The organism is Nocardiopsis sp. iso_25 (genome assembly GCF_056173305.1).
The window spans coordinates 1,159,428-1,184,014 of sequence record NZ_CM149667.1; the positions used below are offsets into that span (position 1 = coordinate 1,159,428).

General features: G+C 72.7%; 23 protein-coding genes. 11 read left to right on the plus strand and 12 right to left on the minus strand.

Features of this window, described 5'->3' with window-relative positions; all coding sequences use genetic code 11:
• Positions 1-9: 9 nt before the first annotated feature.
• From AC0VX6_RS05255 to AC0VX6_RS05265, 3 genes are all read left to right on the plus strand, one after another.
• Positions 10-321 carry an MTH1187 family thiamine-binding protein gene (locus tag AC0VX6_RS05255; protein ID WP_475467522.1) on the plus strand — a complete coding sequence of 104 codons (312 nt, stop codon included), beginning with the start codon at positions 10-12 and terminating at the stop codon, positions 319-321.
• Positions 322-404: 83 nt separating this feature from the next.
• A complete protein-coding gene (locus tag AC0VX6_RS05260; protein WP_475467524.1) occupies positions 405-920 on the plus strand; it encodes a hypothetical protein in 516 nt (171 codons plus the stop codon).
• A 168-nt stretch (positions 921-1,088) separates the two neighbouring features.
• A complete protein-coding gene (locus tag AC0VX6_RS05265) occupies positions 1,089-2,297 on the plus strand; it encodes a cation:proton antiporter (protein ID WP_475467526.1) in 1,209 nt (402 codons plus the stop codon).
• Positions 2,298-2,422: 125 nt separating this feature from the next.
• Here AC0VX6_RS05265 and AC0VX6_RS05270 read toward each other — a convergent pair whose 3' ends face one another.
• From AC0VX6_RS05270 to nucS, 9 genes are all read right to left on the minus strand, one after another.
• Complete coding sequence (locus AC0VX6_RS05270; protein ID WP_475467528.1) at positions 2,423-2,872, minus strand: hypothetical protein; 450 nt, start codon at positions 2,870-2,872, stop codon at positions 2,423-2,425.
• 249 nt (positions 2,873-3,121) lie between these two features.
• Positions 3,122-3,718, minus strand: coding sequence for a cob(I)yrinic acid a,c-diamide adenosyltransferase (locus AC0VX6_RS05275; protein WP_416025868.1), 597 nt, complete (start codon positions 3,716-3,718; stop codon positions 3,122-3,124).
• Positions 3,719-4,020: 302 nt separating this feature from the next.
• Positions 4,021-5,625 carry a M28 family peptidase gene (locus tag AC0VX6_RS05280; RefSeq protein WP_475467530.1) on the minus strand — a complete coding sequence of 535 codons (1,605 nt, stop codon included), beginning with the start codon at positions 5,623-5,625 and terminating at the stop codon, positions 4,021-4,023.
• Positions 5,626-5,864: 239 nt separating this feature from the next.
• Complete coding sequence (locus AC0VX6_RS05285) at positions 5,865-6,524, minus strand: DUF1707 SHOCT-like domain-containing protein (protein WP_274976443.1); 660 nt, start codon at positions 6,522-6,524, stop codon at positions 5,865-5,867.
• Positions 6,525-6,609: 85 nt separating this feature from the next.
• A complete protein-coding gene (locus AC0VX6_RS05290; protein WP_475467532.1) occupies positions 6,610-7,242 on the minus strand; it encodes a response regulator in 633 nt (210 codons plus the stop codon).
• Positions 7,239-8,579 carry a sensor histidine kinase gene (locus AC0VX6_RS05295; RefSeq protein WP_475469261.1) on the minus strand — a complete coding sequence of 447 codons (1,341 nt, stop codon included), beginning with the start codon at positions 8,577-8,579 and terminating at the stop codon, positions 7,239-7,241. The genes AC0VX6_RS05290 and AC0VX6_RS05295 overlap by 4 nt, the downstream gene beginning before the upstream one ends.
• A complete protein-coding gene (locus AC0VX6_RS05300; protein WP_274976446.1) occupies positions 8,576-9,430 on the minus strand; it encodes an ABC transporter permease in 855 nt (284 codons plus the stop codon). Before AC0VX6_RS05300 ends, AC0VX6_RS05295 begins: the two co-directional genes overlap by 4 nt.
• The gene (locus AC0VX6_RS05305; protein ID WP_475467534.1) at positions 9,427-10,332 is read right to left on the minus strand and encodes an ABC transporter ATP-binding protein; all 906 of its coding nucleotides are present in this window, start codon (positions 10,330-10,332) and stop codon (positions 9,427-9,429) included. Before AC0VX6_RS05305 ends, AC0VX6_RS05300 begins: the two co-directional genes overlap by 4 nt.
• A gap of 181 nt (positions 10,333-10,513) precedes the next feature.
• Positions 10,514-11,191, minus strand: coding sequence for an endonuclease NucS (gene nucS / locus AC0VX6_RS05310; RefSeq protein ID WP_274976448.1), 678 nt, complete (start codon positions 11,189-11,191; stop codon positions 10,514-10,516).
• Between the two features lie 210 nt (positions 11,192-11,401).
• Here nucS and AC0VX6_RS05315 point away from each other — a divergent pair, with 210 nt between their 5' ends.
• The 4 genes from AC0VX6_RS05315 (at position 11,402) to AC0VX6_RS05330 (ending at position 14,479) form a co-directional block, all read left to right on the plus strand.
• A complete protein-coding gene (locus tag AC0VX6_RS05315; RefSeq protein WP_274976449.1) occupies positions 11,402-11,788 on the plus strand; it encodes an SCO5389 family protein in 387 nt (128 codons plus the stop codon).
• Between the two features lie 162 nt (positions 11,789-11,950).
• Positions 11,951-13,162, plus strand: coding sequence for a 3-hydroxyacyl-CoA dehydrogenase (locus AC0VX6_RS05320; protein WP_274976450.1), 1,212 nt, complete (start codon positions 11,951-11,953; stop codon positions 13,160-13,162).
• A 211-nt stretch (positions 13,163-13,373) separates the two neighbouring features.
• Positions 13,374-13,706 (plus strand): hypothetical protein, encoded by a 333-nt coding sequence (locus AC0VX6_RS05325; protein WP_013151408.1) that lies wholly within the window; start codon positions 13,374-13,376, stop codon positions 13,704-13,706.
• Positions 13,707-13,738: 32 nt separating this feature from the next.
• Positions 13,739-14,479: an alpha/beta hydrolase gene (locus tag AC0VX6_RS05330; protein WP_248773738.1), complete on the plus strand. Its 741-nt coding sequence runs from the start codon at positions 13,739-13,741 to the stop codon at positions 14,477-14,479.
• Positions 14,480-14,689: 210 nt separating this feature from the next.
• Here the strand turns inward: AC0VX6_RS05330 and AC0VX6_RS05335 are convergent, their stop codons facing one another.
• Together AC0VX6_RS05335 and mce are read right to left on the minus strand one after the other, a co-directional pair.
• Positions 14,690-15,985, minus strand: a complete 1,296-nt coding sequence (locus AC0VX6_RS05335) for a DivIVA domain-containing protein (RefSeq protein ID WP_274976451.1) — start codon at positions 15,983-15,985, stop codon at positions 14,690-14,692.
• A 379-nt stretch (positions 15,986-16,364) separates the two neighbouring features.
• A complete protein-coding gene (gene mce, locus AC0VX6_RS05340; protein ID WP_475467537.1) occupies positions 16,365-16,943 on the minus strand; it encodes a methylmalonyl-CoA epimerase in 579 nt (192 codons plus the stop codon).
• Positions 16,944-17,030: 87 nt separating this feature from the next.
• On the opposite strand from mce, the gene AC0VX6_RS05345 reads away from it, so the two are divergent.
• The 4 genes from AC0VX6_RS05345 to AC0VX6_RS05360 all read left to right on the plus strand — a co-directional run bounded on the left by AC0VX6_RS05345 (position 17,031) and on the right by AC0VX6_RS05360 (position 21,528).
• Positions 17,031-18,218 carry an acetyl-CoA C-acetyltransferase gene (locus AC0VX6_RS05345; RefSeq protein WP_274976453.1) on the plus strand — a complete coding sequence of 396 codons (1,188 nt, stop codon included), beginning with the start codon at positions 17,031-17,033 and terminating at the stop codon, positions 18,216-18,218.
• Between the two features lie 319 nt (positions 18,219-18,537).
• Positions 18,538-19,494 (plus strand): methylmalonyl Co-A mutase-associated GTPase MeaB, encoded by a 957-nt coding sequence (gene meaB / locus AC0VX6_RS05350; RefSeq protein WP_274976454.1) that lies wholly within the window; start codon positions 18,538-18,540, stop codon positions 19,492-19,494.
• 18 nt (positions 19,495-19,512) lie between these two features.
• Complete coding sequence (locus tag AC0VX6_RS05355) at positions 19,513-19,701, plus strand: hypothetical protein (RefSeq protein ID WP_475467539.1); 189 nt, start codon at positions 19,513-19,515, stop codon at positions 19,699-19,701.
• A 528-nt stretch (positions 19,702-20,229) separates the two neighbouring features.
• On the plus strand, positions 20,230-21,528 hold the full coding sequence (locus tag AC0VX6_RS05360) for an HNH endonuclease signature motif containing protein (protein ID WP_475469263.1): 1,299 nt from the start codon (positions 20,230-20,232) through the stop codon (positions 21,526-21,528).
• 747 nt (positions 21,529-22,275) lie between these two features.
• On the opposite strand, the gene AC0VX6_RS05365 is transcribed toward AC0VX6_RS05360, so the two are convergent.
• On the minus strand, positions 22,276-24,234 hold the full coding sequence (locus AC0VX6_RS05365; RefSeq protein ID WP_475467541.1) for a glycosyl hydrolase family 18 protein: 1,959 nt from the start codon (positions 24,232-24,234) through the stop codon (positions 22,276-22,278).
• Positions 24,235-24,587 lie beyond the last annotated feature (353 nt).

A 24,587-nucleotide genomic window follows, 5' to 3' on the forward strand; every position in this document is an offset into this window, starting at 1 on the left:
GTGCCTAGCATGGCCGACATGAGTACGATCGTCGCTTTCTCCGTCTCCCCTCTCGGAACCGGTGAGTCCGTCGCCCCCGCCGTCGCCCGCGCGGTGAAGGTGGTCCGGGAGAGCGGACTGCCCAACGAGACCTCCGCCATGTTCACCAGCGTCGAGGGTGAGTGGGACGAGGTCATGGACGTCGTCAAGCGCGCCGTGCAGGCCGCGGGGGAGGGCGCCGCGCGCGTCAGCCTCACCCTCAAGGCCGACGTCCGCGAGGGCGTCACCGACGGCCTGCGCAGCAAGGTCGAGGCCGTCGAACGCGAACTCGGCGACGCCTGAGACCCGGCCCTCCACGGGGCGCGGCGCGGCCGTGCCCCGTGTCCCCTTCCCCTGGGCGGCCGGACACGGCAGGATGCGGTTCCATGTTCGCCTCGCGACTTCCCCGGCTCCTGGGCCCCGCCCTCCTCATCCCCCTGCTCGCCGCCTGCCAGCTCTCGGGCGGCCACGTCGGCGCCGTGGCCACGGGCCACTTCACCGCCGCGCACCAGTTCCCCGTGCTGGTCGTGGCCTGGTGCGGTGACGCCTCCCCGCGCCAGATCGACCTGACCGGCGGCGGACAGCGGATCCACCTGATCGCCACCCGCGACTTCGACGGCAACCGGACCGAGGTGGACCTGGCCGCCCCCGGCGACGCCTGGCGGATCACCGACGGCGACGGACGGCAGGTCTACCGCCTGGTCCCCGAGTCCGAGCGCGAGGAGTACACCGTCGGGATCGGCTCGCGGGAGGCCCCGCCGGGGGAGGAGACCGAGCACGACATCGGCACGGTCGCGTTCACGACCGGGGTGCTGGCCGAGGAGGAGGGCGTGTACGCCGCCTCCGGGGGGTCTGCCGAGGCGGAGTTCGTCCCGCAGGAGGAGTTCCCGCCCGAGTGCTGAGGGGCCGGGGCTCCCCGGTCCGAAGGGCCGCGCCGTTTCCCTCCCGGCCCCGGCCGCGAGCGCGCCGCGTGCGCGCCTCCCGTGCCCGCGTGTCTGCCGCCGTGCCGTGCCGACCACGCGTAGTGTGCCCACGGCCGGAGCGGCGCCGCTCCGCGGAACGAGGGGGACATGGAAGGCGGCGTCGCGCAGACACTGGGCATGCTGCTGCTGATCCTCGTGGCGGCCTTCCTCGCCCCGCTGGTCACCGACCGGCTGGCCGCGTTCGTGGTCATCCCCTCGGTGGTGCTGGAGATCGTCTTCGGCATCGTCCTGGGCCCCTCCCTCCTCGGACTGGTCCGCGAGACCGGGACGGTGGCGATGCTGGCCGACCTCGGACTCGCGCTGCTCATGTTCATGGCCGGGTACGAGGTCGACTTCGCGCGGATCAGGGGCAGGCCGCTGCGGCGGGCGGCACTGGCCTGGCTGTGCTCGGTCGCCCTCGGACTGGGGGCGGGGTGGGCCCTGTTCGGCGCCTCCCAGACGGCCCTGGTCGTCGGCCTGGCCCTGATCACCACCGCGTTGGGCACGGTGCTGCCCATCCTGCGGGACTCCGGAGGGCTGGAGGGGGCCTTCGGGGCCCGCTTCATGGCGTCCGGGACGACGGGGGAGTTCGGGCCGATCGTGCTGATCACCCTGCTGCTCAGCGGTTACCGCCCATTGGAGGCGACGCTGCTGCTGGTCGGGTTCCTCGCCCTCGCGGGCCTCGCGGCCTGGCGCGCGACCCGCCCGCCCTCGGAGCGGCTGACACGGCTCATCCGGGCCACCCTCGGCTCCAGCACCCAGGTGGCCGTGCGCCTGTGCATCCTGGTGATCGTGCTGTTCGTGTGGCTGGCGGCGAGTCTGCGGCTGGACGCGCTGCTGGGCGCCTTTGCGGCGGGGATCATCGTGCGGCTGATGTTCACCACCAACCATCCGGGCGCGGTCGAACGGGTGGAGTCGAAGATGGACGCCGTCGGTTTCGGCTTCCTGATACCGGTGTTCTTCGTGGTGACGGGGGTGCGCTTCGACCTGTCGGCTCTGCTGGCCGACCCGGTGGCGTTGCTGCTGGTCCCCCTGCTGCTGGCGGCCTTCCTGCTCGTGCGGGGCGGCCCCGAGTACCTGCTGTCGCGGGGCGACGTCCCCGAGCGCCAGCGGTTCCCCCTGGTGCTGTTCTCGGCGACCGCGCTGCCCCTGGTCGCGGTCCTGTCGGAGATCGGGACCGAGACTGGCGCCCTCGACGGCGCCTCCGCCGCCGCGCTCCTGGGCGCGGGCATGCTGAGCGTGCTCGTCCTGCCCCAGGTGGGCGGCGCCCTGCTGCGCCGCGCCCGGCCCGCTACGGAGGGGGCGGCGCGGCGTTAGCCGGTGCCTGCGGGCCGTCGCGGACCCACGGCGGTCCGCAGGGCCCTCCGCGCCGGCCGAGCGGTGCGGACAGGGGCGCGCCCGGCCCGTGGGAGGGTGCCGGGCCGGGCGCGGTCAGGGGGCGGTCAGCCGACCTGCGGGTGGGCGTGTCCGGACGGGACCGCGGCGCCGGAGAAGTACTCCCTGGCGGTCGCGGTGTTGGCCAGGGCCGCCACGGTGACGGCGAAGAGCGCCGCGACGATCTCGGGGACCCCGCTGACCGGGGTGAGCAGCAGGGCCAGGATCACGACGGCGTAGACCGCGTTGACCGCGGTCACCGAGGTGCGGACGCCGCCGCGGTTCCGGTTGACCATGACGGCCAGGACGGCCGACAGCGCGCCGTAGACCAAGCCGACGGCCGCGCCGGTCAGCACGGCCCAGGCGGGCACCTGCGCGCTCTCGGCGACCATCGGGACGGTGGCCATGGCGGTGGCTCCGACGAGGGCCAGCAGGCTCATGACGATCTGGTAGACCGCGATCAGGACCAGCAGCACGAAGACCGCCGTGACGGTCGCCGGTCTGGTTCCGGTGGTCATCTGCGTTCCTTCCTTCGTCCGTTCCTGTGTCCAGAACCCATAACCCCAGCGCCGCGGAAGACACGCGTCCCACCGGACTATTTCCGTCCGCGCAGGTCGCGAACGCCCACCGGGACGGCGTTCCGGGGCGCGGGCGGTCCCGTGGAGGCGTCGGGAGCGCGAAGGGGCCCCGCTCACGCGGAGCGGGACCCCCGAAGGTGCGCACGGACGGCCGGACGCGGCCCGGAGAGCGCGGCGGGCGGCGGAGCGCTAGCGTTCGCCGCCGGGCTTCCACAGGACCTCGTCGCCCTCCCGGGCGACGTACCGGCCGAGGATGAACAGCAGGTCGGAGAGCCGGTTGAGGTACTGGGCGGTGAGCGGGTTGACGGTCTGGCCGTGCTCCTCGACGGCCGCCCACACGCTGCGCTCGGCCCGCCGGACCACGATCCGGGCGGTGTGCACGAGCGCCACGGTGGGGGAGCCCCCGGGCAGGATGAAGCTGCGCAGGGTGGGCAGGTCGGCGTTGTAGGTGTCGCAGGCCTCCTCCAACCGCGTGACGTACTCGGGCAGGACCCGCAGCGGCGGGTACTCCGGGTCGGGCACGATCGGCGTGGACAGGTCGGCGCCCAGGTCGAACAGTTCGTTCTGGATCCGTCCGAGCAGGTCCCGGACGTCGTCGGGGAGCTCGCCCAGAGCCAGGGCGGTGCCGATCGCGGCGTTGGCCTCCTCGGTGTCGGCGTAGCCCACCAGGCGCGTGTCGTTCTTGCCGGTCCGGCTCATGTCGCCGAGCGCCGTCGTCCCGGCGTCGCCGGTGCGCGTGTAGATCTTCGACAGCACGACCGGCTTGTCGGTGTCCCGTTTGGTCATGCCCTCCACCCTAGGGTTCGGCCGCGCTCCGGCGGCTGCGGCGGTGGCCCGGAGCCCAACCGTGACGGAGGATAACTGTTTCGTATCAGCGTGTGAAGGTGATGCAACTCACTGATACATTGGGAAACCAGGGGGCTACCGAAAGTAGTTTCCCGCGGTGTCCATGTGCGGTACCCGGATGCGAGAGGGGGTCATCCGGGAACCGCGGAGGGGGAGACGCCGCGGCGGGCGGCGTGGAACCGGGGGGTTCACGCCGCCCGCCCTGTCGTGCATGCGGATCCCTCACACGGACCGTGCGCGGACTACCTCAGCCAGCCGTCGCCCAGGCGCGGGAAGTCGGGCGCGGCCGTCGTGCGCAGCACCCCGTTCACCGGCAGGGTGCTCTCGGCGAAGAACTCCACGCCGTGGGCACCGGCCGCCGACAGCTCGGCCACCGAGTCCCAGTTGACGTTCTCCATGGTGTCGTCGGCGGTGTGGTAGTACGGGTCGAACTGCTCGCCCGCCGTACCGCCGTACCACTCGACCTGCTCCTCGGTCTTGACGCCGTCGGCGCCGCTGAACAGGCCGCCCGAGGGGATGCCCGCGGTCATGAAGGCCTGGTAGTCGCTGCGCCCGCTCAGCACGCCGGGCTCGCTGACCTGGTCCCGGGCGGCGAAGTAGTCCTCGAAGACCTTCGCGATCGCGCCGGAGCCCGACGGGGCGGCCACGGACCCGGGCAGCTCCATCCGGCCGTCCAGCACGAACCGGCCGTAGTTGTGCGAGCCGATCATGTCGAAGTTGAGGTAGAGGGCGATGTCCTCGACCTCCTGCGCGGTCAGGTCCTCCACGTACCGGGTGGAGCCGACCAGGCCCTCCTCCTCGGTACCCCAGAAGGCGAACCGCACCTTGTTGTCGGGCTCCTCCTGCTCGGCCAGCTGGATCGCGGTCTCCAGCAGGAAGGCCGTGCCGCTGCCGTTGTCGTTGATGCCGGGGCCGTCCTCGACGCTGTCGAGGTGGCCGCCCACGACCACCACGTTGTCGTCCCGACCGCCCGGGGTCTCGGCCAGCACGCTGTAGGAGGTCTCGTTGCTGACCTCGGCGTCCACGCTCACCCGCAGCTCCAGGCCCTCGGCGGCCAGCAGCTCGGTGCCCAGCGTCCCGGACACGCCCAGGGCGGGGATGGCCGAGTGCTCGCCCACGGTGCCCAGGAAGACCTCGTCCTCGTTGTTGACCACCAGGGTGGCCGCGGCCCCCGCGGCGGCGGCGTTGTCCACCTTGTCCGAGAACGGGCAGGTGCCGCGCACGGTGATCGCGATCGCGCCCTCGGGGAAGCCGGCGAAGTCGTCGGCGGAGCAGCCGCTCGCGGCGCTGTCGGCGTTGACGGCCACCGCCGGGGCGGTGACGTCGCCCGATCCGGAGTAGCTCATGGTCGCGTAGTCGGTGTCGACCTCGTAGGCGGCCTGCTCCGGGGCGGTCTGGGCGAGGACGGCCGGGGAGTTCTCCCGCCACAGCTCGTACTCGTACTCGTGCCGGTAGGGCTCGTATCCGGCGCGCTCCAGCTGGTCCTCGACGTAGAGGGCGGCGACGTCGTAGCCGGGGGTGTTCGTGGCCCGGTTGCCGCCGTTGTACTCGGCGATGGTGTCGAGGTTCTCCAGGTGCTCGCGGATGGCCTCCGCGTCCACCCGCTCCGACAGCGGCGGGTCCTCGCCCGGCCTGCCCGCGTGCGCGGGCGGACCCGCGTGGTCGGGGGCCCCGGAGTGCTCCGGGGGCCCGGCGTGCCCGGGCGGCCCGGGCTCGGCGTGGGCGGGGGAGGACGCCAGGGCGGCGACAGTCATCAGGACTGCCGCGGCACCGGCCGTGGCGGCACGGCGCCGGGAGGCGGGGACGGCCGCTCCGCGCGGCGGCTTCCCTTCGGAACTGGTGCGCAAGGATCTTCCTCCGGAGTGCGGGGGTCCACCGCTCCTGGGAGTCGGGGGATGGACACCTTGGGTAGGCGAAGTACCGGTGCAGCCTGACACCGCGGAGGTGCTCACGGCAAGGACCGATGACCACAATTGCCACAATCAGCCACAGACCTTACGCATGGGGTGGCAGTGTGGTTCCATGGACGGCCCCGCCTGAGCAGAACGTCTCGTCGGGGGACCCGCGTCCGACCGGGGAGGCCGGCCTACTCCTCGTCCTGGTGCTTGCGCGGCTTGTACTCGATGCCCACCCCGCCCATCACGGCGATGCCCCGCACGTGCACGATCGGCGCGTCCGGATCCACCACGCTGGGGGTGTTCTCGGAGATGCCGAAGCCGCCCATGAGCGGCAGGCCGTGCACCCGCACCTGCACGTCGTCGGGCACCGTGATGCCCACCCCGCCCAGGACGGCGCAGACCCAGACGGTGGTCTCGCGCTGGGTGAACCGGGCCTCGCGCAGGTCCAGGTCGATCCCGCCCAGCACCGCGAAGGCGGTGAAGGCGCCCGGCAGGACCCAGTTGCCCGACCGGCTCGCACCGCCCAGGACGACGACCGCGGCCCGGCTGGTGGGCTCCTGGTCCACGATCCGGCCGCCGCCGTAGAGCGGCCGGGGCGAACGGAAGTCGGTGGGGGCCACGGAGGCGCCGGGACCGTTCGGCGCCGGGAGGTCCTCGGTGAGGGGGACCAGCTCGCCGACGGTCTTGGCCCGGTACACCGCGTCGAGCCGCTCGCTGTGCTCGTCCGGGTCCAGGCGCCCCTCGGCGAGGGCTTCACGCAGGCGGTGCGCGACGGAGTCACGGTCGGCGTCGGAGGCGCGCATCCGACCGTGCTCGGGGGGAGTGATCTCGCTCATTGCTTCCACCATAGAACCATTCTTCCGGCGCCACACGGTGTGCCGCATCGGGGAGAACCCCCGAGAGGCCCCTGAGACCCTGCCCCGCGCCCCGGGGTCAGTCCTCGGGGAGCAGCCCGCGGCGGATCGCCTGGCTCACCGCCGCGGTCCGGTCGCCCACGCCGAGCTTGTCGTAGACCCGCATCAGGTGGGTCTTGACCGTGGTCGCACTGATGTGCAGGGCGCGCCCGATCGCCGCGTTGGTGTGCCCCTCGGAGGCCAGGCGCAGCACCTCCACCTCGCGGGGAGACAGCACCGCGGCGGGCTCTCCGCGCCGGCGCATGCCGGTGAACAGCCTGCCCGCCAACCGCCCGGTCAGGACGGTCTCCCCGCGCGCCGCGGCGCGCACGGCCTCGGCCAGCTCCGCGCGCGGGGTGTCCTTGAGCAGGTACCCGGTGGCGCCCGCCTCGACCGCGCGCAGGATGTCGTCGTCGGTGTCGTAGGTGGTGAGCACCAGCACGTGCGTGCCGGGCCGTCCGGCGCTGATGCGCCCGGTGGCCTCCACACCGTCGCCGCCGGGCATGCGCAGGTCCATCAGCACCACGTCCGGCTCCAGTTCGGCCGTCCGCACGACAGCCTCGGGGCCGGAGGCGGCCTCGCCCACGACGGTGAGGTCGGACTCGGCGGCGAGCATGCCGCGGATGCCCTCGCGGACCACCGGGTGGTCGTCGACCAGCAGGACACGGATCACGGTGCGCACTCCTCGTCGCCTCGCGGGGTCTGCGGGGGCGGGGGCACGGGCAGGGGCAGCGACATCCGGACGCGGGTGCCGTGCCCGGGGGTGCTGACCACCTCCACCGCGCCTCCCGCGTCGTGCGCCCGGCGCCGCATGTTCACCAGCCCGTTCCCGGGTGCGGTCCGCCCGGGGTCGAAGCCGACGCCGTCGTCGGCGACGTTCAGCTCCACCGGACCGGGGCTCCCGTCGGGGGCCCGCGTGTACTCCAGGGCCACCCGCACGTGCCCGGCCCGGGCGTGCCTGCGGACGTTGGCCAGGGCCTCCTGCGCGGTGCGCAACAGGCAGATCTGGAGGTCGTTGGACAGGGCCGCCGGGGCGCCGAGCACCGCGGTGTCCACGGGGACGCCGAGTTCGTCGCCCAGGCGTGAGGCGATCCTGTCCAGGGCGGCCTCCAGGGTCTGGCTGTCCAGACCCACCGGCTGGCGGGCGGCCACCATGGCCCGCGCCTCGGCCAGGTTCTCGGCGGCGGTCTCGCGCATCAGGGCGAGGTGGCGCCGGGCCAGCTCCGGGTCGGAGTCCATCTCCGACTCCACCGCCTGGGTCAGCGCGACGATGCTGGTGAAGCCCTGGGCCAGGGTGTCGTGCATCTCGCGCGCCAGGCGCTCGCGCTCGGCCATGGCCCCGGTCTCCTCCGACAACCGCACGACCTCCAGGCGGCTCTCGCGCAGCTCCCTGATCAGGTTGGCCCGCTCGTAGCTCTGCTCGATGATCCGTCCCAGCCAGCTGCCGAACCAGAACGTGTAGCCCACCATCACGCCGTTGATCAGGATGTTGACGGCGATGTCGTCCCACTCGCTCAGCCCGAGCAGGCCGCGCAGCGGCATCGGGACCAGCAGGATCGCGCCCACCGTCGAGATGGCGACCGGGATCGGGGCGGTGATGAAGCACAGCGGGGCCACCGCCACGACGAGGAAGGTCAGGACGGGGTTGACCGTCACCGCGGGCAGGCACAGCACCAGCAGGACGGCCATGAGGACCGTCGGGCGGATCCGCTCCTCGTTCATCACCAACTGCCTGGCGAACAGGTAGTACACGGCCGTCACCGCGGCCATGAGGCCCACGAGCGGCCACCGCCAGAAGGGGTCGCTGGTGATCAGCGCGATGGCCGCCATGGCCGCCATCACGGAGGTGAAGTACACGTCCCACCACACGCCCAGGTCCCAGGCGTGCCGTTCGTCGTGCTGCTTCCCACCCGGTTGGGCGCCTTCCCCGGACGGGGAGCCGCCGGGCCCGGGGAACGGTGCGGGCGGGGCGTGGCCGCCCCCCGGAGCCCGTGCGGCCACGGCGATCACCCGTCCTTCCGCGTCTTCCACCTGAACGTCAGCACTACCAGCGTCAAGCCCACCACACACCACACGCCCAGCGCGAGGGCGACCGAGGGCAGGTCCCACGAACCGCCGGGTTCGAGGGCGGCCATCTCGGCGGGGAAGAACGCCGCGCGCAGGCCCTGCGCCATCCACATCAGCGGGAAGAGCGCGGCGGCGTCGAGCACCCAGTCGGGCAGGGCGACGACCGGCACGAAGATGCCCGAGATGAACTGCAGGATCAGGAAGGGCACGACCACGATGCCGGAGGCGGAGCGGACGTTGCGGGCCAGGGAGCTGATCGCGATGCCCAGCAGCGAGCAGGAGACGGTACCCAGCACGAACACCCAGGCCAGCGTCGCCCAGGCGGCCGGGTCGTCGGGCATGCGCGCGCCGAAGGCCAGGGCGCCCACGCCCAGCAGCAGGACCAGCTGGCCCAGGGCCAGGAACAGCACCACCACGGTCTTGCCCACGAAGTAGGCGGTCGGCGGCATCGGGGTGCCGCGCAGGCGGCGCAGACCGCCCCGCTCGCGCTCGTTGGCGATGTTCAGGCCCAGCTGCTGGAAGCTGACCGACATCAGGCCCATCGCCACCAGGCCCGGCAGGTAGTAGTCCACGGCGGGCATGCCCATGTCGAACACGCCGTCGAAGATCGACGAGAACATGACCAGGATCAGCGCGGGCAGGGAGAAGGTGAAGATCACGCTCTCCCACTCGTGCGCGAACTCGCGGATCTCCAGCCAGCCCCGGGACAGCCCGACGCGCAGCGCGCCGGGCAGGCGTCCGCTGGAGGCCGGTGCGGCGGGGGCGTCGGGGGTGCGTTCGGTCGCGGTGCTCACGCGGACACCTTCCTCGCGGCGGGACGGCCGTCCCTGTCGTCGCCTTCCCCGCCCTCCTCGTCCTCCCCGCCGATCAGGCCCAGGTAGACGTCCTCCAGCGTGGGGCGGTGCACGCTCAGCCCCGGAACCTCACCGGAGAACAGGGAGGACAGCTCGCCCACCACCCGGGCGGGCTCGTCGGTGCGGGTCTCGCGGCGCCGCCCGTCGACCGTCCAGCCGACGGTGGCCTGGGCCGAGGCGCGTCCGCCCAGGGTGGCGGGGGAGCCCAGTGCGCGCACCCTGCCGCGCGCGACCACGCACACCCGGTCGGCGAGCGCCTCGGCCTCCTCCAGGTAGTGCGTGGTCAGGACGATGGTGGTGCCGCCCCGGGCCAGGTCGCCGACCAGCGTCCAGAAGTCGCGCCGGGCCCCGGGGTCGAAGCCGGTGGTGGGCTCGTCCAGGAACAGCAGCTCCGGCCTGCCGACGATGCCCAGGGCCACGTCCAGGCGGCGGCGCTGACCGCCGGACAGGGAAGTGATCCGCGCCCGGGACTTCTCGCCCAGGCCGACCAGGTCGACCACCGCGTCGGGGTCGCGCGGGTCGGGATAGTAGCCCGCGAAGTGGCGGACCACCTCGCGCACGGACAACTGCGGGATCAGCGTCTCCCCCTGCCACACCACCCCGATGCGCGAGCGCCACCGGCGGCCGGCGGCGCCGGGGTCCTCGCCCAGCACGCGGACGGTGCCCCCGTCGCGGTGGCGGAAGCCCTCCAGGATCTCGACCGTGGTGGACTTGCCCGCGCCGTTGGGGCCCAGGAGGGAGAAGACCTCGCCGCGCCGGACGCTCAGGTCGACTCCGGCGACGGCCTCGTTGCCGCCGTACTTCTTGCGGAGGCCGTGGACCTCGATCGCTGTCTCGCTCATGCCACCGACTCTCCCGCGAGCGCGGCCCCCGGGGTATCGGCCGCCGGGCCGCACCCGTGTCCTCCGGACGGAGGACGCCACCCGACCAAGGGAGGGGGCGCCCCGGGGCGCGGGAGCCCCGGCACGGACACGGACGGGCCCCGGGCGCGAGTGCGCGCCCGGGGCCCGTCGGGAGGGTCGTTCAGAACAGGCGGAGCACGTCCGGCTCGATCCCGCGCAGTTCGTCGTAGTCCAGCACTACACAGGCGATGCCGCGGTCCTCGGCGAGCACACGGGCCTGCGGCTTGATCTCCTGGGCGGCGAACACGCCGCGCACCGGCGCGAGCTGCGGGTCCCGGTTGAGCAGCTCCAGGTAGCGGGTGAGCTGTTCGACGCCGTCGATGTCGCCGCGGCGCTTGAGCTCCACCGCGACGGTGGCGTTGGCGCCGTCCCGGCACAGGATGTCCACCGGGCCGATCGCCGTGGGGTACTCGCGGCGGACGAGGGTGTAGCCGTCACCGAGGGTGGTGATGTGCTCGGCCAGCAGCTCCTGGAGGTGGGCCTCCACGCCGTCCTTCTGCAGGCCGGGGTCCTTGCCCAGCTCGTGCGAGGAGTCGTGCAGGACCTCCTCGACGGTCAGCACCAGCTTCTCGCCGGACTTGCCGTGGGTGACCGTCCACACGTCGGGCCCGTCGGCGACGGTCTCCTCGCGCAGTCTGCAGGGCGGGTTCATCCAGTTCAGCGGTTTGAACGCCCGGTCGTCGGCGTGGATGGACACACTCCCGTCGGCCTTGAAAAGGATCAGGCGGGGAGCCATGGGCAGGTGGGCGGTGAGACGGCCGACGTAGTCGACACTGCACCGAGCGATGACGAGACGCACGAAACGTCACGTTACCGCCTCCGCCGGGCGCGCGGGGCGCGACCGCGTATCGCCCGTCCGCCCCGTTCGGCGTTGACGACCGCGTCCACAGGGGTGTGCCTCCGGGGGAAGGCAGGTGTGTCCCCCCGGTGCCATGACGGGGCGCGGCCCGGCCCCTAACGTCGCCAGGGGCGCGCGGATGCGCGCGCCCGCGACGACGAAGGGACTCCCATGTCGCTGACGGTCTCTCCCGACCTGCTGGAGAAGGCGAAGCACGGCCCGGTCGAGGACGCCGACTTCATCGCCTGCATCAAGGACTCCCTGCCCTACGCCTGGGAGGTGGTCAGCGGGCTGGCCGAGGGCGCCCGGACCGCCGAGTCCGGCTTCGAGGCCAACGAGGTGCCCCCGCCCGGCGAACAGGAGAGGGGACAGCTGCTGCGCCTGCTCGCCAGCGACGCCATGCGCGGCGCGGTTGAGCGGCACTTCGGCCTGCGCCTGGCCTTCCAGAACTGCCACCGCGTCGCCCTCTTCGCGCCCGGGGCCGAGGCGGCCCACGCCGAGTTCACCTCCCCGCGCGCCCAGCTGCTCAACCAGTCGCCCGAGCTCGTCGACTGCTAGGGACGGTCCCCGCACGCGTGGTCGCGCCCCCGGGGAGGGGCGGTGCCGCCCCGCCGCGGCCGGGGCGCGGCGGCACCGTCACCGCCGCACCGGATGGCACCGAGTGCCCGACTCGGGCATCCCGTGCGCGGGACGGCTCGGCCGGGCCCGTAGTCTGGGCGTATGGTGCAGGAATTTGACAAGGTCGGTGTCGTCGGACTCGGCGCGATGGGCGCGGGTATCGCCGAGGTGTTCGCCCGCGCGGGGTTCAACGTCACCGGGGTCGAGATCGACCAGGCCGCCGTCGACCGCGGCCGCGCCCACGTGGACCGGTCCCTCTCTAAGGCGGTGGACAAGGGCAAGCTCACCGAGGACGAACGCACCGGGATCAACGCCCGGCTGACGTTCACCACCTCGCGCGAGGACCTCGCCGACGCGGACTTCGTCGTCGAGGCCGTCCCCGAACGGATGGACGTCAAGAAGGACGTCTTCGCGGACCTGGACCGGATCTGCCCGCCCGGCACGATCCTGGCCACCAACACGTCCTCGCTGTCGGTCACCGAGATCGCCGCGCTCACCGGCCGCTCGGACAAGGTCGTGGGGCTGCACTTCTTCAACCCCGCCCCGGTCATGAAGCTGGTCGAGGTCATCACCACGGTCTCCACCAGCGCCGAGACCGTCGACGTGGTCACCGAGGTGGCCAAGCGCATCGGCAAGACCCCCGTGGCGGTCGGCGACCGCGCCGGGTTCGTGGCCAACGCCCTGCTCGTGCCCTACATCAACGACGCGATCCGCCTGTACGAGCGCAAGGTGGCCACGCGCGAGGAGATCGACGCCTCGGTGCAGAAGGCCGCGGGACTGCCCATGGGCCCGCTGACCCTCGCCGACCTGGTCGGCCTCGACGTCTGCCTGGCCGTCATGGACGTCCTGTGGGAGGAGTACCGCGACCGGCGCTACGCCGCCTCGCCGCTGCTGCGCCGCATGGTGGCCGCGGGACGACTGGGCCGCAAGTCCGGCCAGGGCTTCTACGCCGGCACCGACGAGGCCCCCGAGCCCCGCCCCACCGGCCGCTACGCGCAGATGATCCAGGAGGAGGAGACCCTGGACCTGGGCGAGGTCCTCCTCGCGCCGCAGATCGACGACGCGCTGCGCATGATCGGCGACGGTTACGCCTCCGCCAGGGACGTCGACACCGCCATGCGCTTCGGCTGCGGCTACCCCAAGGGCCCCACCGAACTGCTGGAGGAGCGCGGCGCCGAGTCCGTGGTCACCACCCTGGTCGCGATGGGCGAGTACGGCCTCACCGACATCCCGGTGCCCGCCCCGCTGCTGATGGACCAGCTGCCCGACGCCCCGGAGGGCGAGGGCCACGGCGGCTGCGCCTGCCACGCCTGACCCGCCGACCGGAGGCGTCGCCGTCGCGGGGCGCGGTTCCCCGATCCGCGGCGACGCCTCCGCGCCGGCCCCGCGCCCGGCACGGGAGCGCCACGGCGCACGAGACGGCTCCGGCCGCCGCGCCGGGCCTCCCGTCGCACGGGGAGGCGGAGCTCGCCGCCGCCGAGCGTGTGGCGGCGGCCACTGCCGGTCCTCTTCTACCCTGGACGGTGTGAGCCCGCGCCGTAACTCTCCCCGCCGCACATCCGCCCGGGGCCGCAAGGCCCCCGGCGGCGCCCCCGACGACGAGGACGCCCTCATGCTGCGCGTCACCGGCGGACAGCGCCGCGAGACCGGCCCCGACGGCGAGTGGGTCACGCGCCGCATCCCCGGCGCCGCCGCCACCAAGGTCTACCGCTGCCCCGGCTGCGCCCAGGAGATCCCGACCGGCATGGCGCACGTCGTGGCCTGGCGCCCCTACGGCGACGGCGACGACCGGCGCCACTGGCACTCCTCCTGCTGGGACCGGCGCTCCCACCGCGCGCCGCGCTCCCCCCGCCGCTGAGCCCCGGCCACCCACCCCGCACACGAGGAGCCATGGAGATCCGAGCCACCACGGTGCTGCCCGCCGTGAGACGACCCGTCACCCTGCACACCGCCGACGGCCTGGAACTGGTCGGCGAGCTGGCCCTGCCCGAGGGCCGCGACCCCAAGGCCACCCTGGTGTGCCTGCACCCCCTGCCCACCGCCGAGGGCATGATGGACAGCCACGTCCTGCGCAAGGCGTCGTTCCGGCTGCCCGCGCTGGCCGACATCGCGGTGCTGCGGTTCAACACCCGCGGTACCGGTTCGCGGCACGGCACCAGCCAGGGCGAGTTCGGGGAGGGCGAGACCGAGAAGCACGACGTGCTCGCCGCCATCGAGTTCACCGAGTTCGAGGGCCTGCCCGAACCCTGGCTGCTGGGCTGGTCCTTCGGCACCGAGCTGGCCCTCAAGTGGGGCGCGGACCCGCAGGTCAAGGGCGCGATCCTGCTGTCGCCGCCGCTGCACCGCGCCGACGAGGCCGACATGGCGGTGTGGGCGCGCACGGGCAAGCCGGTGGTCGCCCTGGTCCCCGAGCACGACGACTACCTGCGCCCCGACGAGGCCAGGGAGCGCTTCGAACCGCTCTCCCAGTGCGAGGTCGTCGGAGTCGAGGGCGCCAAGCACCTGTGGGTGGGCGAGCCCTACGTGCGCCGCGTGCTGGACGAGATCGTCAAGCGGGTCAACCCCGAGGCCTACCCCCTCCCCGTGGAGTGGGACGGTCCGTACGAGAAGGACGTCCAGACCCTCGGTTAGCCCCGCGCGGGTCCGACCGTCGCGCCGCCGCCGCTGTCCCCTGCCGTCCCCGCTGACGGTGCGGCGCCGCCGCGCCCGGCCCCCGGACCCGCGGTGGGAGGCGCCGTCCCGTGTCCGACACGACGAAGGAACCGCCCTCCCCGGCGTCAGCCGGGGAGGGCGGTTCCTCGCACGTGGGGGGAGGGTGTCAGCCCCGAACGGGCCGGGACCCTACTCCTGCCACCAGTCCTCGTCGTCGGCGCCCTTGCCGGAGTGCACCGGCTGCCGGGTCTCCTCGGCGGCCGGAGCGGGCTCCTGCGGGATCGCGGCCGGGGCCGGAGCGGCGGCGACCGGCGCGGCGGGAGCCGGGGCCGGGGCGGCCGGGCCGCCACCGCCGAGCAGCTGGCGCAGCTGCTGGAGGTGCGACTGGATGCTGTCGCGCTGGCGGTTGAGCTCGTCGACCTCCTTCTTGGCGGCCGTCATGATCCGGTTGGCCTCGGACTTGGCGTCCCCGAGCTGGTGCTCGGCCTTGGACTTGGCCTCGGCCTCGATCTGGGCGGCGTTCTTCTTGGCGTTGCCGACCAGCTGCTTGGCGTGGTTCTCGGCGTCGCGGCGGGTCTGCTCGGCCTGCTGGCTCGCCTTGGTGGCGCGCTGCTCGGCGCTGGCGGCCCGCTCCTCCGCCTCGTTGACCATCTTCTGCGTGGCGGCCTGGGCGGCGGCGAGGCGCTCGGCGTCCTGGCGCTCGGCCTCGGCGCGGCGGTCGGCCAGCTGGAGCTCGAACTGGTCCTCGGCCTCGGTGCGCCGGGCCTCGGACTCGGCGTAGGCGCGCTCGGCGTTCTTGCGCAGCTCCTCGGCCTGGCTCTTGGCCGACTGGATGGTCTCGTCGCGCTCGCGCTTGGCCGCGGCGCGGGCCTGGGCGCACTCGCGCTCGGTGGTGGTGCGCAGCTTGGCGATCTCGCCCTCGAAGGTCGCCCGCTTCTCGGCGATCTCGTGGTCGACCGCGGAACGCTTCTTCTGCACCTCGCGCTCGGTGGTGGAGGCGAGCTCGTCGGCCTCGCGTCGGGCGGTGGTGGAGATCTCCTCCGCCTCCGACTCGGCGGTCTGGCGGGCCTCGTCGGCCTCGCGCTGGGCGAAGGTGCGCACCTCGGTGGCCTCGGACTCGGCGGCCGCGCGCATGTCGGCGGCCTCGATCTTGGCGGCCGAGCGGATGTCGTTGGCGTCGATCTGCGCGCTCTGGACCAGCTCGTTGGCCTGCTCCTCGGCCAGGCGCAGCAGCTCCTCGATGCGCGAGCCCAGACCGGAGTAGGAGGGGCGCTCGCGCTCCTGGAGCTGGCGGTTCTTGGCGTTGAGCTCGGCCTTGAGCTTCTCGGTCTGCTTCGAGTACTGCTTGAGGTCGTTGCGCAGGCTGGCCGCGTAGTCATCCACCTGGGTGCGGTCATACCCACGCAGCACCACGTCGAATTCGTGCGGGGTGTTGTCCTCGTCGAAGATGTTGTTGAGCTGGGTGTCGATGTTGTTTGACGGCATGTGGCGGAATCCTGAACGGGTGCGAGACGGCTACTTGCAAGGGGCCGGGGACGGCGGGGAGGGCGGCAGCGCTGTCCCCGGGGACGGGTCCGGTCGCGAGCCGGGGGATGGGGCGGGCGACGACGGGCTGGTGAGCCCCTGACCGCCTCCGATGTCGTCCGTGTGCGCCACGTCATCCGACACGGCGGTACGGCCGACCCGACTCGGCTACCGGACTGCAAGACATGGACCAACGCCGGAATAGCGCATCCGGCAGCTAGCCGACTTTATCAAGCGCGGAACACCTGGGAAGGGGGTTTGGGGTAACTTCCGGTGGGCTCCGAGGCTGACCACGCCAGTGGCGTTCAACCTGTGACTTGTCCGGAACGCCCCCGTGACGCTATCCGGAAATTCCGGGACGGTCGTCGTCCCTTTCCCCGTGCGCCCCATCCGGGCTCTGGACCAGCTCGGTCAGCACGCCGCCGCAGTCCTTGGGGTGCAGGAAGACGATCCTCGACCCCGCCGTCCCCCGCCGCGGCTCGGCGTCCAGCACGCGCACGCCGCTCCCGCCGACGCCCGCCGCGGTGGCGGCCACGTCCGCGGTACCGAAGGCGACGTGGTGGACGCCCTCGCCGTTGCGCTCCAGGAACTTGGCCACCGGGGAGTCCGCGCGGGTGGGTTCGAGCAGCTGGAGGTAGGTGGCGCCGCCGTCGTCGGTGCCGTTGACCCGGAGCATGGCCTCGCGCACGCCCTGCTCCTCGTTCACCTCCTCGTGCTCCACCTCGAACCCGTACGTGGACCGGTAGAAGGCCACCGAGGCGTCCAGGTCGCGGCAGGCGATGCCCACGTGGTCGAGCCGGGTCAGGCCGGAGAACGGGACGGCGGGTGCGGACGGGGCCGGAGGAACGGAGGGGGAGGAGGAGGCGGAGGAGGAGGGCGGGGTGATGAACTCGCTGGCCGAGTGCGGTGCGTCACTCATGGGGTGAACCTCCCGGGGATCGCTGACGGCGGTGTGGGTATCGTTGCAGACCAGGTGCGTCACCCATGCATTTGGAGGCCAGTTACGATGCCCGGTTCCGTCATCGTCGGTGGGGCACGGACCCCCACCGGCAGACTCCTCGGCTCCCTCGCCGGGTTCTCCGCCGCCGACCTCGGGGGCTTCGCGATCAAGGCCGCCCTGGAACGCGCCGGCGTCACCGGCGAACAGGTCGGATACGTGGTCATGGGACAGGTGCTCCAGGCGGGCGCCGGCCAGATCCCCTCCCGCCAGGCCGCCGTCAAGGCGGGCATCCCCATGAACGTGCCGTCGGTGACGATCAACAAGGTCTGCCTGTCCGGCCTGGACGCGATCGCCCTCGCCGACCAGCTCATCACCGCGGGCGAGTTCGACGTGGTCGTGGCCGGGGGCATGGAGTCCATGACCAACGCGCCGCACCTGCTGCCCAAGTCGCGCAAGGGCTACAAGTACGGGTCGGTCGAGGTCCTGGACGCGACCGCGCACGACGGCCTGACCGACGCCTTCGAGGGCGACTCCATGGGTGCCTCCACCGAGCGCCACAACGGCAAGCTCGGCATCGGGCGCGAGGAGCAGGACGCCTTCGCGGCCCGCTCCCACCAGCGCGCGGCCGCCGCGGCCGCCGCCGGGTACTTCGACGCCGAGATCGTCCCCGTCCGGATCCCGCAGCGCAAGGGCGACCCCGTTGTCTTCTCCGCGGACGAGGGCGTGCGGGCCGACACCACCGCCGAGAGCCTGGCCCGGCTGCGCCCCGCCTTCGACAGCGAGGGCACCATCACCGCGGGCTCCTCCTCGCAGATCTCCGACGGCGCCGCCGCGGTGGTCGTGATGAGCCGCGCCAAGGCGGAGGAACTGGGCGCCACGGTCCTGGCCGAGATCGGCGCGCACGGCAACGTCGCCGGCCCGGACAACTCGCTGCACTCCCAGCCCTCCAACGCCATCCGGCACGCGCTGGGCAAGGCGGGCCGCTCGGTCGAGGACCTGGACCTGATCGAGATCAACGAGGCCTTCGCCGCGGTGGGCCTCCAGTCCACCCGCGACCTGGGCGTCTCGGAGGACATCGTCAACGTCAACGGCGGCGCCATCGCGCTCGGCCACCCGATCGGCGCCTCCGGGGCCCGCATCGCCCTGCACCTGGTCCACGAGCTGCGCCGCCGCGGCGGCGGGTTCGGCGCGGCCGCCCTGTGCGGCGGCGGCGGCCAGGGCGACGCCCTGCTGTTCACGGTCCCCGCCGAGTAGCGCCGCTCGACGGGCTCTGCTCAGCGGTGCCGTTGACGGCGACCGCCGAGCAGCGCCGCTCAGGGCCCCGTCGAGCGGCGTCGCTGACGGGCCCTGTCCGGCGGACCGCTCAGGGTGCTCCCGGCGACACCGCCCGCGGACACCGGGAGATCCCCGGGCGCCCGCGTGGCGGACCGCGCGGAGGACCCGGTCCGAAGACACTGTGACTCGAAGACACCGTGTACCCGGGAGAGCCCCGGGGACACGACGCACCTGACAGCCGCGGGGCGGGGGCCACGAGCCCTCGCCCCGTCCTGCTCCGCCCACACCGAGGAGTTCCATGGACGCCCCCCAACTGGTCGAACGGGTCCGCGAGGGCGACCGCCGGGCACTGGCCCGCGCGATCACCCTGGTCGAGAACGGTTCCGCGGCCCTGCGCGAGATCATGGCGGGCCTGGCCCCGCACACCGGACGTGCCCGGGTGGTGGGTTTCACCGGTTCCCCGGGGGTGGGCAAGTCCACCACCACCAACGCCGTCGTGCGCGCCGCCCGGGCGAAGGGGCTGACCGTCGCCGTGCTGGCCGTGGACCCGTCCTCGCCGTTCACCGGCGGCGCCCTGCTCGGCGACCGCGTGCGGATGCAGGAGCACGCCACCGACCCGGGGGTGTTCATCCGCTCCATGGCCAACCGCGGGCACCTGGGCGGACTGTCCTGGGCCACGCCGCACGCCCTGCGGGTGCTCGACGCGGCCGGGTTCGACGTGATCCTGGTGGAGACGGTGGGCGTGGGCCAGGCCGAGGTGGAGATCGCCGGACAGGCCGACACCACCGTGGTGCTGTGCGCCCCGGGCATGGGCGACTCGGTGCAGGCCGCCAAGGCGGGCGTGCTGGAGGTCGCCGACGTCTTCGCGATCAACAAGGCCGACCGGGAGGGCGCCAAGTCCACCCTGCGCGAACTGCGCCAGATGATCGCCATGAAGGACCGCACCGACCAGGAGTGGAAGCCGCCGATCGTGATGACGGTCGCCTCCAGGGACGAGGGCGTCGAGGAGCTGTGGGAGCGGATGGACCAGCACTTCGCCCACCTGGAGGCGAGTGGCGACCTGACCGGCCGCCGCCGCGCCCGCGCCCGGGACGAGGTGCAGGCGATCGTGCTGGACCTGCTGCGCTCGCGGATGGGCGGGGCGGGCGACGACACCGGCCTGGACGCACTGGCCGAGGACGTGGCGGAGGGGCGGAGGGACCCCTACGCCGCCGCTGACGTGGTGCTGAAGGAACTGGGCGCCGACCTGGGGTGAGGGTGGTGTCGGTAGCTGGTGCTGGTGGTGTTGGCGGTGCTGGTGGTGCTGGTGGTGTTGGTGGTTCTGGCAGTGATGGGGGTTCTGGCGGTTCTGGCGGTGGTGTCGGTGCCGGTGGCAGTCGTGTTTTTCGCGGGTGGCCGGGTTTTCCACAGGCAGGAGTTGGGGCTGGTCGTGGGTGGTGTGGTGATGGTTTCCTGGAAATAGGGGGGATCCCACCCAGGGGGCGTTTTGGTGTGCCCTAAAGCGCCTCGCCGGGCATAAAGAAATGAGGGGCAGGAAGGGGCCGTCCACAGGGCCCCTCCCTACGCTATTCCTGCTGGGGGTTTCTGGCGGCAACGAAAGCGCGCCAGCTGCCGCGAAAGGGTGCGGGCGGCGGGGAACGGCGGGCGCCGGGTGGGGGCGTGGGCGACCGACGAAAAGCGGCACCAAAGGCGGGAGCGGCTACAGGCGGGCGACCAACGCCCGGGGTGTGGGGGTGGTCGGGCTCTGCTGCGTCGGCACCAACGGCCAGCAGGCCCTCCGGTCTCGGGCAACGATCCTGGCCCCTGTGGTCGGGGGGCGGCATCGCCGAGGTCAATATGGCATTCTGGGCGCACCTTTTTCGGACACCTTTTAACCCGACCCCATTGCATCCGACGAAACAAAGTGGCCTCCACAAAGAAAGTCGGCAATTGATGCCGAGAATAGTGGAGAAAGGGCGATCGGCGGCCTATAATAAGAAGTATGGAGATGATGACCGCAGCGCCCGAGACGGCCCCCGGGGAATGTTCCCCGGCCGTGGCCGCGCTGGCCGGTGCGCGCGAGATCATCGACCAGACGTTGAACGCCGACGTGCCGCCCGGGGCGGACGAGAGCGCCGCTGAGGAGGTCGCGGCGCTGTGGGCGCAACTGGACCAGATCCGGTACCAGGCGTTGGCGCGGATGGCGCGTTTGTACGCGCGGGGTGCGGTGGCCCGCTACAGCGGTTATTCCACGTTGGACAAGTGGTTGGTGCACCACGGCAAGCTGCCCACCTCCCAGGCCAAGGACTTGGCGCGGCTGGCCCAGCACGTGCACGAGGAGACCCTGCCCGCCACAGTGGAAGCGGTGGAGACGGGCGCGGTGGGGTTGGGTGAGGCGGTGGTGATCGCCAAGGTCACCGACAAAGCCGTCCAGACCCGCGACACCGAGCATTTCCCCGATCAGGCGCAGTACCGGCAGGGCTTCGAAGCGGCTCTGGTGGCGGCCAAGCAGGAGCGGCCTGCGTTGTCGGTCAACCAACTCCAGTCGGTGGCCCGCCAGGTCGCGCATCGTTTGGACCCCCACCGCCTGGACCGCGACCACGAGGCCGCTCACGCCTCGCGTGGCCTGGTCGTGCATGACACGTTCCAGGGCAGCTACCAGCTCCAGGCGTGGGGCGGCAGTGGGGATGCGTTGATCGTGCGCGCGGCCATCGACACCTTCACCACCCCACCCTCGGACGAGGACACGCGGTCGCGGTCGCAGCGGGAGCACGACGCGCTCATCGCGGCGCTGCGCTTTGCCACCACCCACACCGGATGCGCCAACGCCCCCGCTCCACTGGCGCAGATCCGCATCGTGGTGCCGGTGCAGACCTACCTGGACACCCAAGGCCAGGAAGTTCCGGCGCTGGACGAGCGCGGCCGGGTGGTACCGGTCGGGGTGGTGCACGAGTTGGCCGCCGACTCTGAGGTGGTGCGGATGCTCACCGCCCCGCCCACCGGGCAGGTCCTGGATGTGGGCCACAGCCGCCGCCTGGCCTCAGCCCGCCAGCGCACCGCCGCCTTCCACGGACACACCACCTGCGCCCACCCGCAAGGGTGCGAAGTGCCAGTGGCCCTCTGCCAGGCCGACCACGTGCAGTCGTTCTCTCGGGGCGGGCGCACCGTGGTGGCGAACCTGCAACCCTTGTGTGGGCCGCACAACCGGGCCAAGTACCAACGCGAACTCCGCACACACCAACAGCAGGGACACGGGTGGGGACGAGACCATCCGCCCGGCAGAGTTGCGGTTCCACCGCCCCGGGAGTGACCCCTGGCCGGGCCGGGCCCCGGCATGCCCGCGCCCGCCAGGCGGCCCGGACCCGTGCTCGCCGTCGTCGCTGCCACCGTCGCCCACCCCCGCCACAGGGGCCGGTCGCGCTGCCCCAGGCCCGCCACTCCCGCTGCCTTTGGTGCCAACGCAGCAAAGCCCCACCACCCCACCAACACCAAGCGTTCGTCGCCCTCCCGCACCACCTCGCGGCAGCAGGCGCCGCCACCTCCGGCCACCACCCGCAACGAAGGCGTTGGACGGCGCCCCCAACCACCCGCCGCCTTTGGTGCCAACGCAGCAAAGCCCCACCACCCCCGAACGCCAACCGTTGGTCGCCCTCCTGCGCCACTTCGCGGCAGCAGGCGCCGCCGGAGCGAGCGGCCATCCCCGAACCCCGACCGTTGACCGCCCTCCCGCACCACTTCGCAGCAGCTTGTGCGCGCTCTCCATCGCCAGCCCCTTCCTCCTGGTGTTCGTCCGGAGCAAGGGCCCTGGGAGAACCCGACGCAGAAGCGGCCGGTGCGGACCACGACGGTCCACACCGGTCTACTCCCGGACAGGCCCATTTCCAGCCGGGCCTACTTCCAGCCAGCCCCACTTCCAACCAGGCCAATTTCGAACCGGGCCTACTTCCAGCCAGACCCACCTTCGGTCCGGCCTGCCACCAGCCCGGCCTGTCCCCGGCCCGGCCTGTCCCCGGCCCGGCCTGTCCCCGGCCCGGCGCACGCCGGACCGGAGACCGGACTACTCGGCCAGCGCCGTGTCGATGGCGTTCATGAGGCTGCCGTTGGCGTCGTCGCCGTCAACGGACCAGATCATGACGCCGCCCAGGCCTTGGGCCTGCGCCCAGTCGGTCTTCTGGGTCATGGAGATCTCGTCGTCGTAGGTCCAGAAGGTGTCGCCGTTGTACAGCCAGGCGGTGCCCAGCGCGTCGTCGCGGTACAGCTCGTAGCCGCCGGTGCCCACCAGGTTCTTCAGGACCTTCCAGTCGTCGATCCCCGCCTCGTAGCTACCGGGGGCGGGTCCGGTAGCGCTCTGGAAGAGACCGTCGCCGTTCGGGCCGGGCTCCACGCCGGTCCAGCCGCGGCCGTAGAACGGCACGCCGAGCACCATGTCGGCGGGGGCGACGCCGCGGTCGAGGTAGGCCTGGACCGTGGTCTCGGTGGAGTACAGGTCCGGGCCGGGGTCGGCCGGGTCCAGGAGCAGGTTGGACTGGTGGTTGGCGGTGGTCTCCCAGCCGCCGTGGTAGTCGTAGCCCTGCACCGTGATGAAGTCGAAGTCGGTCATGAGCTGCGGCATCTCGAAACCGAGCTCGATCTTCTCCGGGTCGGCGGGCAGGAAGGCGGTCAGCTCGTACTGGCGGCTCGTCTCGGCCTCCAGGGCGTCCAACTGGTCGCGGAACTCCTGCACCAGGGCGGTGAAGTTCTCCTTGTCCTCGGGGCGGATGGTGTTGTGCGGGTGACCCGCCGATCCCGGCCACTCCCAGTCCAGGTCGATGCCGTCGAAGACCCCGTAGGCGGAGCCGGGGCCGCCCGCGCCGTCGAACACGGGCAGGTTGCCGCGCAGGAACTGGTCGATGCACGAGGAGACCATGCGCTCGCGGGACTCGGCGGTCAGCGCCGCGTCGGAGAAGTGCTCGGACCAGGTCCAGCCACCCAGGGAGATGTTGACCTTGAGGCCGGGGTACATCTCCTTGAGCTCGCGCAGCTGGTTGAAGTTGCCGCGCAGGTCCTGGTCCCAGGTGTCGCCGACCCCGTCGACGCTGTCGGCGGCACCGAAGGAGCGGCCGTAGTCGGCCCAGGCGTCGCCCTGGCCGAGCTGGTTGGCCATGAAGCACTCGCCGTTCGCGTTGATGTTGCCGAAGGCGTAGTTGATGTGGGTGAGCTTCTCGGCGGTGCCCGAGGTGACCAGGTCGTTCACCAGGTAGTCGCGGCCGTAGATGCCCCACTGGGTGAAGTAGGCGACCCGGCGTTCCTGGGGCGGTTCGGTGGGGCCGCCGCCGTCCGCGTCGGTGGTGGCGGTGACGGCGCCGCTCTCGGGACCCCTGTTGTTGGAGGTGTCGTAGGCGCGCACGGTGAACGTGTGCTCGGTCTGGGGCGCCAGCCCGGTGACGGTGGCGGTGGTGCCGGTGATCGCGCGGACGACCTCGCCGCCGGAGAGGACCTCGTAGCCCGCGACCCCCGCGTTGTCGCCCGCCGCGCCCCACTCCAGGGCCACGGTGGTCGAGGTGGTGCCGGTGACGGCCAGGCCGGTCGGCGCGGTCGGCGGCTCGGTGTCCTCCCCGCCGGGCCCGCCCGAGCAGCTGCCGCCGTTGACCGTGCAGTCCACGGGAGCGGTGTCGCCGCCGCCGTGGGTGCCGTTGAACCCGATGGAGTAGCTGCCGCCCGCCGGGACGGAGGCGCCCCACGAGGGCGGGGTGATGGTGTAGGCGTCACCGGAGCGGCTGAGGGTGGCGTTCCACAGGCTGGTGATCGCGGTGCCCGAGGGGAGCCGGAAGCCGACGCTCCAGTCGGTCAGCGCCGACCCCGAGCCGTTGGCGATGGTCAGCTGCCCGCCGTAGCCGGTCTCCCAGCGGCTGGTCTCCACGTAGGTGACGGTGACGCCCGCGGTGTCGGCCGACGCGGCCGGGACGGGTGCCAGTGCGAGGGGTAGGACGACCGCGGCGGCCAGTGCCGCGATTCGTTGGCGAAGTCGTGCTCTCACGGTTGCTCCTGGTGCGTGAGCGGTGTGGGGGTTGGCCTTCCGCCGCCGGGGCGGAGGGCTGCGGGGTGTGCGCCCAGGGAGTGCGGTGTCGCGAGCTGACCGGTGGCGGTCTCGGCGGTGCGCGTGAGAGGTGGCGTGTGCGCGGCAGGGGCATGGCGGGCCTCCGACCTGGGGGAGGAAGGGGGAGGGCGGTGTGGTGGCCGGTGCGGACCGTCGCACATCGGTCCGCACCGGCCGTGGCGGCGGTGCTCCCCGGATCAGAGCACCGACGCCGCTCGGTCCCGGTCCGGGATCGCCGGACCGGAAGTCTGTCGGCTGCGTTCGCGGGGCGCGTTCCGGCTGTCCGGGCCGCG